Genomic DNA, 12,823 nt, shown 5'->3' with positions numbered 1-12,823 from the left:
GGCCTACAGCTGGGACGGTTTACTTGACCGTGCCCTTGGGCAGCACCTGGGCCACGGCGCTGCGCTGCACCTGCACCTGCACGCCAGGCGCAATCTCCAGTTGCAGGTAGCCTTCGCTCAGGCCCGCCACCTTGCCCAGCAAGCCGCCGGCCGTGGCCACTTCGTCGCCCTTGGCCAGCGCGTCGATCATGGCGCGGTGCTCCTTCTGGCGCTTCATCTGGGGACGGATCATGATGAAGTACAGCACCACGAACATCAGCACCAGCGGCAGCATGCTGGTGAGCGATCCCATCAGGCCGGCCTCGGCGGCTGCGGCGGGGGCGGTCTGTGCAAAGGCAGAAGAAATCAACACGGGAAGGACTCCACTGGTAGTAATAAGTGCAAAGGGGCTCCGCCGGGAGGCGCCAGGGCCTGCGGGCGGTGAGCCGGCCATTGTATGCGGGGGGCTGCCGGCCAGGGCTGCGCGCACCGGCGGCCGGCGGGCTGGGGGCGCCCTCTAGGATTCAGCATCAAAACACCTTGCAACGCCCGCCCAGTGAGCGCCAGCAGCTATCACATATATAGCATAAAGCCCCGGACCAGGGGCGGTTAATGCATCGGATGCGACGCGCCCATCGTCGGCCTGGGCCTACGCCGGCGCCTGGCAGGGCTTCGTAGCATGCCTGTGTGCCGCCCGCGGCGGCCGGCGCCGCGCCGCGGCCCCTTCTCTCCCACCCCCCGTATCAAGAAAGGAAACGCTTTCCATGGATTTCGCATCGGTATCCGCCTGGCTGGAGACAGAGTGGTTCTGGGGCATGTCTGCTGCCGAAGTATTGGCGGCGGCGGCCACGGCCATGGGCATCTACCTGACGCTCACGCTGCTGCTGCGCTGGGCCGTCGCGCATGCCGACCGCAAATCCGGCGGCGGCGATGCCGGCGCGGCAAGCCTGCTGGCGCAGGTGCTCGCCGGAACCAGCCATCTGCTCATCCTGCTGGCAGCGCTGCTGGTGGGCGCCGGCATGCTGGACCTGCCCGGGCGTTGGCATGACCGTGTGAGCCAGCTCTGGTTCCTGGCCGTGGCGGTGCAGTTGGGGCTGTGGGGCACGCGCGCCATCAGTCTGGGGGTCGAGCGCTACCGGCGCCACCATGGCGCCGCGGGCACGGGGCAGATCAGTGCCTCGGCCACGCTCATGTCCTGGGGGCTGCGCACGCTGGTGTGGGCCACGGTGCTGCTGGCCATCCTCTCGAACCTGGGGGTGAACATCACCGCCTTCGTGGCCAGCCTGGGCGTAGGCGGCATTGCGGTGGCGCTGGCGGTGCAAAGCGTGCTGGGCGATCTGTTCGCCTCCATGGCGATCGCGGTGGACAAGCCCTTCGAGGTGGGCGACTTCATCGTCGTGGGTCCCATCGCAGGCACCGTGCAGCAGGTGGGCGTGAAGACCACGCGCATCCGCGCCCTGAGCGGGGAACAGGTGGTGATGAGCAACACCGAGCTGCTCAAGCAGACCATCAACAACTATCGCCACATGCGCGAGCGCCGCATCGTGTTTGGCTTTGGCGTGGCGCAGGACACCTCGCCCGCGCAGGCGCAGGCCCTGGCACAAGCGGTGCGTGACATCATCGAGGCCGAACCGCAGCTGCGCTTCGACCGCGCGCACTTCAAGGGCTTTGGCGCCAGCTCACTCGACTACGAAGTGGTCTACATCGTCAAAGACCCGGGCTACAACCTCTACATGGACCTGCAGCAGCGCATCAACCTGGCGTTGCTGGGCCGGCTGCAGGCGCTGGGCATGCGGCTGGCGGTGCCGGTCAGCCGCGTGCAGCTGGCCGACCCGCCGGCCGGGCAAGAAGGCCCGTCCAGTGTGGCCGGCATGCCCATTCCTCAAAACGCGTGAACGACTGCGTTGCCCTCGGGCGGGGGCGGGCGGCGACGGGCGGGGTCAGAAGGAATGGGCGGGCATGACAGGCCCGCCCACCGTCTCAGGCCACTTGGCGGGGCGCACCCGCGTGTGGGGCGCGCCAGCGGTCCATGAGCGCGAACCACTTCTTGCGCGCGGCCTGCAGGTGGCGCTCCTTCACATGGCCGTAGCCGCGGATGTCCTCAGGGATACGCGCGATCTCCACCGCCAGCGCCAGGCGCTCGGCCGTCAGGCCCTTCAGCAGTTCCTCGATGCAGGCACGGTATTCGCGGATCAGCGCGCGCTCGGTCTTGCGCTCCTCGGTCCGGCCGAAGACATCGAGCGCCGTGCCGCGCAGCCCCTTCATGCGAGCCAGCACGCCGAAGGCCTTGCGCATCCAGGGCCCGTAGCTTTGCTTGACCAACTCGCCCTTGTCGTTGTGCTTGGCCAGCAGCGGGGGCGCCAGGTGGTGCACCAGCTTGTAGTCGCCTTCGTACATCGCGGCGATCTTGTCGGTGAACGCCTTGTCGGTGTGCAGCCGCGCCACTTCGTACTCGTCCTTGTAGGCCATCAGCTTGAACAGGTAGCGCGCCACCGCCTCAGTGAGGCGCGTGCCCTGGCCCAGTGAATCCTCGGCCGCGCGCACCTTGTCCACGAAGGCCTGGTACTCGGCCGCATAGGCGGCGTTCTGGTAGCCCGTGAGGAAGTCCACACGCTTGGCGACCATCTCGGCCAAGCCGGGCTTCTTCACGAACTGGATCACCTGCGCGGCCTGGAACAGCGCCTGCACCTCGGCCAGGTTGTGCGCGCAGCGGCGTCCCCATTCGAAGGCGGCCTTGTTGTTCTCCACCTGCACGCCGTTGAGCTCCATGGCGCGCATGAGCGCGGCGTGGGACAGCGGCACGCGGCCCTTTTGCCACGCATAGCCCAGCATCAGCGGGTTGGTGTAAATGCTGTCACCCAGCAACTGGCTGGCCACCTGCTCGGCGTCGAACACACCCAGCAACTCGGCGCCCACGGCCTGTGCGATGGCGGCCTCGCAGCCGTCGGCCGGGAACTGCCAATTGGGGTTGTGCACAAAGGCCGCGGCCGGTGTGCCGTGGCTGTTGAGGGCGACAAAGGTGCGCCCCGGCTGCATGGCGGCCAACGTGGCCTTGTTCGCGGCAACGATGGGGTCGCAGCCGATCACCAGGTCCGCCTTGGCCGTGTCCACCTTGGTGGTGTGGATGGCCTCGGGGCGGTTGGCGATCTGCACATGGCTCCAGGTGGAGCCACCCTTTTGCGCCAGGCCCGCCGCGTCCTGCGTGATGACGCCCTTGCCCTCCAGGTGCGCGGCCATGCCCAGCAGGGACCCGATGGTGATCACGCCCGTGCCGCCCACGCCAGCCACGACGATGCCCCACGCGGCTTCGGCCGCCGGCAGCACCGGCTCGGGGATGGGCGCCATCGTGGACAGGTCGCCCTTCTTCTCCTTCTTGGGCTTCTTGAGCTGGCCGCCCTCGACGGTGACGAAGCTCGGGCAGAAGCCCTTCACGCAGGAATAGTCCTTGTTGCAGGTGCTCTGGTTGATGCGGCGCTTGCGGCCGAACTCGGTCTCCACCGGCTCCACCGACAGGCAGTTGGACTGCACCGAGCAATCGCCGCAGCCCTCGCACACCAGCTCGTTGATGACCACGGTCTTGGCGGGTGTGGCCAGCAGGCCGCGCTTCCTGCGGCGGCGCTTCTCGGTCGCGCAGGTCTGGTCATAGATGATGGCCGTGCAGCCTGCGATCTCGCGGAACTCACGCTGGATGCGGTCCAGCTCGTCGCGGTGGAAGACTTCAACGCCCGGCGGCAGGTCGTTGAGCAGCTCGGGGTGGCCGGCGCGCGCGGCGTTGGCCGGGTGCGTGCGGCCGTGGTACTTCTCGGGCTCGTCCGTCACCACCACCAGCCGGACCACGCCCTCGGCGCGCAGGCTGTGGGCGATCTGCGCCACCGAATGCCCCTCGGGGCGCTCGCCCACCTGCTGGCCGCCGGTCATGGCCACGGCGTCGTTGTAGAGGATCTTGTAGGTGATGTTGGCGCCCGAGGCGATGCTCTGGCGAATCGCCAGCAGGCCGCTGTGGAAGTAGGTGCCGTCGCCCAGGTTGGCGAACACGTGCTTGTCCTTGGTGAACGGCGCCTGACCCACCCAGGTCACGCCCTCGCCGCCCATCTGCGTGAAGGTGCTCGTGGCGCGGTCGGGCATCCAGTTGGCCATGTAGTGGCAACCAATGCCGGCCACGGCGCGCGAGCCTTCGGGCACGCGGGTGCTGGTGTTGTGCGGGCAGCCGCTGCAGAACCACGGCATGCGCTCGCCGGTGTCGGTCTTCACCTCCAGCAGGCCGCGTTCGCGCGCCTCCACCACGGAGATGCGCGCGTCCATGCGCGCCACGATGTCCTCGGGCACGCCCAGCTTCTTCAGGCGTTTGGCGATCGCCTTGGCGATGATGGCCGGCGTCAGGTCGGCCTTGGGCCGCAGCAGCCAGTTCTGGCTGGGATTGGGCATGCTCCATTCGCCGCCGGAGTTGTCACCCTCGATCTCGTCGAACTTGCCCAGCACGTTGGGACGCACGTCGGCGCGCCAGTTGTAGAGCTCTTCCTTGATCTGGTATTCGATGACCTGGCGTTTTTCCTCCACCACCAGGATCTCCTGCAGGCCCTGCGCGAAGTCGCGCGTGATGGTGGCTTCGAGCGGCCACACCACGTTGACCTTGTGCACGCGGATGCCCAGCTGACGGCAGGTGTCGTCGTCCAGGCCCAGGTCCACCAGTGCCTGGCGCGTGTCGTTGTACGCCTTGCCGCTGGCGATGATGCCGAAGCGGTCCTGCGGGCCCTGGATCACGTTGTAGTTGAGCTTGTTGGCGCGGATGTACGCCAGTGCCGCGTACCACTTGTAGTCCATGAGGCGCGCCTCCTGCTCCAGCGGCGCATCGGGCCAGCGGATGTGCAGGCCGCCGGGCGGCATGGTGAAGTCCTCGGGCATGACGATCTTCACGCGGTCGGGGTCCACGGAGATGCTGCTGGACGACTCCACCACCTCCTGGATGGTCTTGAGTCCGGACCACAGGCCCGAGAAGCGGCTCAGGGCAAAGGCGTGCAGCCCCATGTCCAGAATGTCCTGCACGCTGCTGGGGAAGAACACCGGCAGGCCGCAGGCCTTGAAGATGTGGTCGCTCTGGTGCGCCGCCGTGCTGCTCTTGCTGATGTGGTCGTCGCCCGCCACGGCGATCACGCCGCCATGCCGCGCCGTGCCGGCCATGTTGGCATGCTTGAACACGTCGGAGCAGCGGTCCACGCCCGGGCCCTTGCCGTACCAGATGCCAAACACGCCGTCGTACTTCTTGGACTGGGGGTAGATGTCCAGTTGCTGCGTGCCCCAGACGGCAGTGGCGGCCAGCTCCTCGTTCACGCCGGGCTGGAAGACCACGTGGTGCTCGGCCAGGTGCTTGCGGGCGCCCCACAGGGCCTGGTCGTAGCCGCCCAGGGGCGAGCCACGGTAGCCGCTCACGAAGCCCGCGGTATTCAGGCCCACGGCGGCATCGCGCTGGCGCTGCAGCATGGGCAGGCGCACGAGGGCCTGCACCCCACTCATGAAAGCGCGGCCGTGGCCCAGCGTGTATTTGTCCTCAAGGGTGACCGTCTCCAGCGCGCGGCGGACGTGTTCGGGCAGCGGGGCATTCATGTCTTGTCTCCGTGGGTTCTGTGATCCGCCGCCTCTGTTGGGCGCGGCGTGCGGGACGGTGCCGTGTGGGCGCCACCCGATCTGCGCAGTGTATGCGCGAGACACCGATATGTGTTTGCTTTATTTGCCGCGTTTACCCTGATGCGCGAAAGCTTCTTTCTTAAAACAATCCAAAAATGGAAACCTTGGACAAATACGACATCGCCATCCTGCGCGAGCTGCAGGCCGAGGCGCGCCTGACCAACGCCGAGCTGGCGCAACGCGTAGGCCTGTCCGCTGCACCGTGCTGGCGGCGCGTACGCGCCCTGGAGGAAGCGGGTTACATCCGCGGCTATCACGCGGAAATCGACCGCCACAAGATCGGCCTGGGCGTGCTGGCGTTCGTGCGCCTGGACGCCGAGCGCAACACCGGCGACCTGACGCTGGCCATGGAGCAGGCCATTGCCCAGATCCCCGAAGTGGTCTCATGCCACTACATCAGCGGCACCGGTACCTTCGAGCTGCAGGTGGTGGCGCGCGACCTGGACAGCTTCTCGCAGTTCGCACGCACCGTGCTGCTGAACCTGCCCAACGTGAAGGACATGCACACCAGCTTCTCGCTGGGCGAGGTCAAGGCAGGCGGCGCGCTGCCGTTGGCGCACCTGGGCCCGGTGCGGCCCGTGGTGCGTGGCGCCGCAGCGTAGGACCACTCCTAATTCGGTAGCTTGCACCGCTTTCCCCATAAGGGTTTGACCGCATTTTCATTGCAACTGCTGCCCGGGCGCCACGATGCCAGCAACCCGCTGAAGCGGCCGCGCATCGGGGCGGCTTCGTTCCAGCGAGGTCAAACTCCAGCGCGTTCAGGGAACATGACGCCAACGGCCACCGCGCCTGGCGGTCCTTCTCCTGGTGTCAGGCAGATGGCACACTCGCATTTTTTAGGCACCGCTGGCTGCATAAGCAGTCACACTTGAGCGACGAGCCTCTCGCCCTTTCACCTTCCCATGCAAGACCGCCTGAAATGGACGCAGTCCGCGCTGGTACGAATCCTTCGCCCCGCGGTCAGGCTGGCGTTGGCGATGGGACTGAAGCACGCCCAACTCGAAGAAATCCTGAGGGACCTGCTGCTGGAGGAAGCGCGCCATCTCTGGCGCAGCCAAGGCATTCCCGACCCCAACCTGAGCCAGATCTCGGTCACCACCGGTCTCAATCGCAAGGACGTGACCGCCAGAGTGCGCCAAGTACGCGACCCTTTGCCTGCCACCGAAGGGTCGTCGGCCGCCAAGGCTTTCACGGCCTGGTTGCAGCTTGCCGCCGAGGAGCCCAGCCGGCGCCGCCTTCCTATTGTGGACACCGGCCATGGCCCCTCCTTTGAACTGGTGGCGCGTCTCGCCACCCGCGGCGATGTGCACCACAGAACCCTGCTGGAGGAGCTTCAGCGCCTGAATCTGGTCAGGGGGCTGACGGGCGACGGCGAAGGCGAGGTGGAACTGGTGGGCGACGGTTTCATCCCGGCCACCAGCCTGCGGGACATGCTGGCCTTCACCGGGGACAATGTGCGGGACCATCTGCTGGCCGCCGTCAGCAATACCTTGGGACAGCAGCCCCGGATGCTGGAACGCTCCGTCTATGCCTCGGGCTTGACCGTGTCGGAGTGCGAACGCATCCACCAGATGGCACGGGAACATTGGGATTCCGTGCATTACCGCCTGGTACGGGAAATGACCCAAGCCCATGCCTCTGCGGCAGGCATGGGAACGGCACGCATGCGCGTAGGGGTGTATGTCTACCATGAGGACGAGCCGCCGGACCTGAAACCGACCACCCGTGCAGGCTCTGCAAAGCGCAGGAAGACAACATGAGGACTGGGATATACGCGCTGATGACCACGCTGGGGCTGGTGCTCGCAGCCTGTGGAGGCGGCGACGGCGTGGGCTCGGGCGGCACCGGCATCGCCATGTCTTCCGTGGCCATTGGCAGCGTCGACAGCCTCGGCGAATCACCCAGCGGGTCGTACATGGTTGTGAACGGCGTGCGCTTCGATATCAGCCACGCCCAGGTGGAAGTGGAAGGCGTCTCGCAGGAAGACGCCAATGGTCAGCAAAGCCTGAAGAGCGGCCAGAGCAGCCTGAAACCTGGCATGACCGTGCAAGTGAACGGCACCCTCGACACCGGATTCAGCACGGGTACGGCCGCGCACGTACTGTCGATACCGGAGCTACGGGGGGCGGTGGATGCCGTGGACGCGGCGCTGGGGCGCATCGAGGTAATGGGTGCGCGGGTATATGTCGATGACGAGACCGTGCTCGACGGACTGTCCGGCTTGGCCGCCTTGCAAGTCGGCCAGATCGTGCAGGTACATGCGTTGCCCACCAGCAGTGGGCTGATGCGCGCGACCCGGCTGCAGCTGACCACTGTCACGCTCCCCTCGGTACAGCCCGTGCTGTGGGGCAGCGTGCAGGCCCTCGATACGGTGGCCCGCCGGTTCCAGTTGGGCACGATGCAGATCCAGTATGCACAGGCTGCCTTTTTGAACGGTCTGGAGGCGGGCATGCTGGACAACGGCATGCCGCTGTATGTGCATGCAGCCCAGGCACCGTCCGGCAACGTGCTCGTGGCCCGCTTCCTGCGGCCAGCGCACAGCCTCTCACGCCAGGCAGACGCGCCCGTCGTGCTGGAAGGTGTGGTGACGAACTTCGCCTCTGCACAATCCTTTGCGCTGCAAGGCACGGATATCGATGCCTCGGGCGCGCAAATAACCGGGGGGCGGGCTGATGACATCCGCAACGGCGCAACGCTGGAATTGGCGGGCCGGATGTCTGCCAACGGCGTGCTGGTCGCGCAGCGGATACGCGTGCGGCAAAGGGCTGTAGTTGACCCTCCATCCGCGTTGCCTCCTCCCGCAAACACCAACGGCAACGGGAACGGCAATGGGAATGCCGGGGGCAATGGCAACGGGAATGCCGGGGGCAATGGCAACGGGAATGCCGGAGGCAATGGCAATGGGAATGCCGGAGGCAATGGCAATGGGAATGCCGGAGGCAATGGCAATGGCAATGGCAATGGCAATGGGAACGCCGGAGGCAACGGCAACGGCAACGGCAACGGCAACGGCAACGGCAACGGCAACGGCAACGGCAACGGCAATTCCAACAGAGGCTGAACACCGTTTCGCACCCGCCGGGATTGCGGCCCCGGCGCAGCAAGCGCGCCGCATTCCCGTCACAATGGCCGCACATGCCGCCCCAGCCCCTCCATGACAGCGGACCGCTGAGTTCACAGCCCACACCGCCAGGCCCCGACGCGGCCTCCGCCGCCGCCCACACCGCCGAGGCCGCCGCCACAGCCGAGTTGCAGCACAGCGCGGCGCAGCGTGCGCCGCAGTCGCCCTTCGCGCCGCTGTCGGTGCCGGTGTTCCGCATGCTGTGGCTCACCTGGCTGGCGGCCAACACCTGCATGTGGATGAACGACGTGGCCACGGCCTGGCTGATGACCACGCTGACCGATTCGCCTGCCCTGGTGGCGCTGGTGCAGACGGCCTCGACGCTGCCCGTTTTCCTGCTGGGCCTGCCCAGCGGCGCGCTGGCTGACATCCTGGACCGGCGGCGCTACTTCATGGTCACGCAGTTTTGGGTGGCGGCCGTGGCGGTGGTGCTGTGCGTGGCCATCCTCTGGGGCGGGCTCAACCCCTACCTGCTGCTGGCGCTGACGTTCGCCAACGGCATCGGGCTGGCGATGCGCTGGCCGGTGTTTGCGGCCATCGTGCCGGAGCTGGTGAACCGCCAACAGTTGCCCGCGGCGCTGGCGCTCAATGGCGTGGCCATGAACGCCTCGCGCATCATTGGCCCGCTGGTGGCCGGCGCCATCATCGCCAGCGCGGGCAGCGCCTGGGTGTTCGTGCTGAATGCCGTGCTGTCGCTGGTGGCGGGTTTCACCATCATGCGCTGGCGGCGCCAGCCCATGCCCAACCCGCTGGGGCGCGAGCGCCTGACCAGTGCCATGCGCGTGGGTCTGCAGTTCGTGCGCGAGTCGCCCCCGATGCGCGCCGTGCTGTGGCGCATCTCGATCTTCTTCCTGCATGCCACGGCGCTGCTGGCGCTGCTGCCGTTGGTGGCGCGCGACCTGCAGGGCGGCGGCGCAGGCACCTTCACGCTGCTGCTGGCCTCCATGGGCGCGGGCGCCGTGAGCGCTGCCATGTTCCTGCCGCGCCTGCGCCAGATGATGTCGCTGGACCAGCTGGTGGCGCGCGGCACGCTGCTGCAGGCGCTGGCCACGGCCGTGGTCGCCATTGCGCCCAACGTGTACGTGGCCGTGCCGGCGATGCTGGTGGGCGGGGCGGCGTGGATCACCACCGCCAATTCGCTCACGGTGGCCGCACAGCTGGCGCTGCCCAACTGGGTGCGCGCGCGCGGCATGTCCATCTACCAGATGTCCATCATGGGCGCCACGGCCGTGGGCGCGGCGCTGTGGGGGCAGGTCGCCGCACTCTCCAGCGTGCACATGAGCCTGGGATTGGCGGCACTCACCGGGGTGCTGGTGATGGCGCTGGTACAGCGCCTGGTGAGCAACCGCCATGGCGAGGAGGACCTGAGCGCCTCGCGCGCCTTCCAGGCACCGCGGGCCGACAGCCCGCCCGCCGCCGGCCTGCGGCTGGTGGTCAGCATCGAATACTTCATCAACCCCGCGCGGGCGGCAGAATTCCGCGCCGTGATGCAGGAAAGCCGCCGCGCGCGCCTGCGCCAGGGCGCCTTGAGCTGGGAGCTGCAGCACGACATCGCCGACCCGCGCCGCTACGTGGAGCGCGTGGTGGACGAATCCTGGACGGAGCACCTGCGGCGCTTTGACCGCGTCACCGCCTCCGACGTGGCGCTGCGCGACCGGCGCTTTGCCTTCCACGTGGGCGACGCGCCGCCCGTGGTGTCGCGCTACGTGGTCGAGGGCGAATGAATCACTACCATATTGATAGCTTGCAGCGCTTTCGTTACAAGCATTTCAGTATTAATTTGCATTGAAAGCGCCATAAATCAAGCGCGAACAGCTTCTAAATCAATAGCACTACCGCGGCCACAACGCCCACAGGCGCAGGCCCTGCTTCAGGCGCCCGGCAATCTCGCCCGCCTCGGGGCCCCAGCCGGTGAAGTAATCCGCGCGCACCGCGCCCAGGATGGCGCTGCCCGTGTCCTGCGCCAGCACCAGGCGCGACAACTGCGCCGTGGGGCCGCTGGAGGCCAGCCACACCGGCGTTCCGTAGGGGATGCTCTGGCGGTCCACGGCGATCGAGCGCCCCGGCGTGAGCGGCACGCCCTGCGCGCCCTTGGGCCCGAAGGCGGCGTCCAGCGCGTCCAGCGGCTCCTCGCGAAAGAACACGTAGCGCGGGTTGGACCACAGCATCTCGTTCACGCGCTGCGGATTGGCCCGCACCCAGGCGGTGATGCCGGGCCAGGTGGCATCGCGCACCAGGCCCTGGTCCAGCAGCCACTTGCCCACGCTCTTGTACGGCTGGTCGTTGGTGCCCGCGAAGGCCAGGCGCACCACGCGCACGCTGCCGTCCGCCTCCTGCACGCGCAGCCGGCCCGAGCCCTGGATGTGCAGCACCATGGCTTCCACCGGGTCGCGCACCCAGGCGATCGCGCGGCCGGCCAGGGCGGCCTGGGCCTGCGGCAGGGTGTCGATCTGCTGGCGCGTGTACCAGGGCTTGCGCGCCGCCAGATCGGCCGGGGGTGCATACAAAGGCACGCTGAAGCCGTTGCCCGGTTGGCGCGCGGCGTCCAGATAGGGCTCAAAGTAGCCCGTGAGCAGGCCGTCGGCCGCTCCGTCCAGCGACTCGACGCGGTAGGGCTGCAGGCGCTGCATCATCCAGCCGCGCTGCTCCTCGGGCGACGCGATGCTCAGGCGGCGCACATCGCCGCACAGCGGCGCGAACGCCGGCGCGGGGCGCTCGCAGCTGCGCAGCCAGGCGTTCCAGGCCTCGTGCAGTGCATCGCCCTCAAAGCCCGGCAGCTCGCCCCAGCCCACCGGTACCCAGCGGCTTTTGGACTGCGTGAGCGTGCCCGGCACAGGCACCGGTACAGTGGGCGCGGCGGGCGGCTGCACGGACGGCACGCTGGGCGCCACGGGCGCCGGAGGACGGGTGGAGCACGCGGCCAGCGTTCCTACAATCAGCGCCGATACCACCAGGCGCAGGAGACGAAGATTCATGGGGCTGATTTTGCTTGAAGCATTGCTTGCACTGGTGCTCCTCGTGGGCATTGTCTGGTGGACCATGTTCAGCGGCCGCAAGGGCGGCGAGCCGCCAGCGGCCCCCAGCGAGCCCCCCTCGCGGGACGACGCCCCGCCCAACGGCTGAGGTCGTTCTCGGGTTGTGGCCTGGCATCTGCGCGGCCCATCGAACGCAGGCCGATCGGCCCCAGGCCGCGCACGCGCGTTGCGCCGCGTCCTACAGACGCGGCACCGCTGGATTGCTACGCTGCTCGCACTGGCCCAGCCGCCCGCTGGAGGGCTGCGAGCCGACCGAGCAACAACAAAGGAGTTCTCTCATGCGCAAACCTCTCCTCATCGGCAGTCTCGCGGTGGTCATGCTGGCCACGGGCTGTGCCAACATGACCGACACCCAGCGCCGCACCGCCACCGGCGCCGGCGTGGGCGCGCTGGGCGGCGCAGCCATCGGCGCCATGACGGGCGGCCATGCGGCGCAGGGCGCCGTGATCGGCGCGGGCGTGGGCGCCCTGGGCACCTACATCTGGTCCCAGCACATGGAGCGCCAAAAGCAGGACATGCAGGCTGCCACCCAGGGCACCGGTGTGACGGTGACGCAGACGCCGGACAACCAGCTCAAGCTGGACATCCCGAGCGATATCTCGTTCGCCACCAACCGTTCGGACATCCAGCCCAACTTCCGCCCCATTCTGGACCGCTTTGCCGACGGCCTGCGCAACAATCCGAACACCGAGGTGCGCATCGTCGGCCACACCGACTCCACCGGCAGCGATGCGATCAACAACCCGCTGTCGCTGGACCGCGCCGAGAGCACGCGCAACTACCTTACGGCGCGTGGCGTGAACGGCAACCGCATCCACGTGGAAGGCCGTGGCTCGCGTGAACCTGTGGCCTCCAACGACACCTCCGACGGGCGCGCCCGCAACCGCCGCGTGGAGATCTATGTGGGTGAGCGCCAGGGCCGCGGCTGATCTGCGGCGGGCCGTCGGCGCGGCAATCCTGCCCGCCGACGATGTGAAGACGAAGACGACGCGCGCCCGCAAGGGCC

The 12,823-nt window shown here is 67.9% G+C and carries 10 protein-coding genes; 7 read left to right on the top strand and 3 right to left on the bottom strand.

Going from position 1 to position 12,823, the window contains the following annotated elements; genetic code table 11:
• Positions 1-19 precede the first annotated feature (19 nt).
• Complete coding sequence (gene yajC / locus BA022_RS15940; RefSeq protein WP_015914577.1) at positions 20-352, bottom strand: preprotein translocase subunit YajC; 333 nt, start codon at positions 350-352, stop codon at positions 20-22.
• Positions 353-743: 391 nt separating this feature from the next.
• Here yajC and BA022_RS15935 point away from each other — a divergent pair, with 391 nt between their 5' ends.
• Positions 744-1,874: a mechanosensitive ion channel family protein gene (locus BA022_RS15935; RefSeq protein ID WP_088888096.1), complete on the top strand. Its 1,131-nt coding sequence runs from the start codon at positions 744-746 to the stop codon at positions 1,872-1,874.
• Positions 1,875-1,959: 85 nt separating this feature from the next.
• Here BA022_RS15935 and BA022_RS15930 read toward each other — a convergent pair whose 3' ends face one another.
• Positions 1,960-5,580 (bottom strand): indolepyruvate ferredoxin oxidoreductase family protein, encoded by a 3,621-nt coding sequence (locus tag BA022_RS15930; RefSeq protein ID WP_088888095.1) that lies wholly within the window; start codon positions 5,578-5,580, stop codon positions 1,960-1,962.
• A 176-nt stretch (positions 5,581-5,756) separates the two neighbouring features.
• Here BA022_RS15930 and BA022_RS15925 point away from each other — a divergent pair, with 176 nt between their 5' ends.
• The 4 genes from BA022_RS15925 (at position 5,757) to BA022_RS15910 (ending at position 10,506) form a co-directional block, all read left to right on the top strand.
• Entirely contained in the window at positions 5,757-6,263 is a 507-nt protein-coding gene (locus tag BA022_RS15925) for an Lrp/AsnC family transcriptional regulator (RefSeq protein WP_011807092.1), read from the top strand.
• Between the two features lie 300 nt (positions 6,264-6,563).
• The gene (locus BA022_RS15920) at positions 6,564-7,421 is read left to right on the top strand and encodes a DUF6502 family protein (protein WP_088888094.1); all 858 of its coding nucleotides are present in this window, start codon (positions 6,564-6,566) and stop codon (positions 7,419-7,421) included.
• Between the two features lie 20 nt (positions 7,422-7,441).
• The gene (locus BA022_RS15915) at positions 7,442-8,722 is read left to right on the top strand and encodes a DUF5666 domain-containing protein (protein WP_228403631.1); all 1,281 of its coding nucleotides are present in this window, start codon (positions 7,442-7,444) and stop codon (positions 8,720-8,722) included.
• Positions 8,723-8,796: 74 nt separating this feature from the next.
• On the top strand, positions 8,797-10,506 hold the full coding sequence (locus tag BA022_RS15910) for an MFS transporter (RefSeq protein ID WP_088888092.1): 1,710 nt from the start codon (positions 8,797-8,799) through the stop codon (positions 10,504-10,506).
• A 108-nt stretch (positions 10,507-10,614) separates the two neighbouring features.
• Here BA022_RS15910 and mltA read toward each other — a convergent pair whose 3' ends face one another.
• Positions 10,615-11,823 (bottom strand): murein transglycosylase A, encoded by a 1,209-nt coding sequence (mltA, locus tag BA022_RS15905; protein WP_187305979.1) that lies wholly within the window; start codon positions 11,821-11,823, stop codon positions 10,615-10,617.
• On the opposite strand from mltA, the gene BA022_RS19345 reads away from it, so the two are divergent.
• Entirely contained in the window at positions 11,756-11,905 is a 150-nt protein-coding gene (locus BA022_RS19345) for a hypothetical protein (protein ID WP_187148588.1), read from the top strand. The genes mltA and BA022_RS19345 overlap by 68 nt on opposite strands.
• 190 nt (positions 11,906-12,095) lie before the next feature.
• Entirely contained in the window at positions 12,096-12,746 is a 651-nt protein-coding gene (locus BA022_RS15900; RefSeq protein WP_088888090.1) for a YiaD family glycine zipper/OmpA-like lipoprotein, read from the top strand.
• The last annotated feature ends 77 nt before the right edge of the window (positions 12,747-12,823 follow it).

Origin of the sequence: Diaphorobacter nitroreducens (genome assembly GCF_002214645.1) — a bacterium.
Taxonomy (GTDB): domain Bacteria; phylum Pseudomonadota; class Gammaproteobacteria; order Burkholderiales; family Burkholderiaceae_C; genus Diaphorobacter; species Diaphorobacter nitroreducens.
This window is presented reverse-complemented; position numbering and strand designations above follow the sequence as displayed.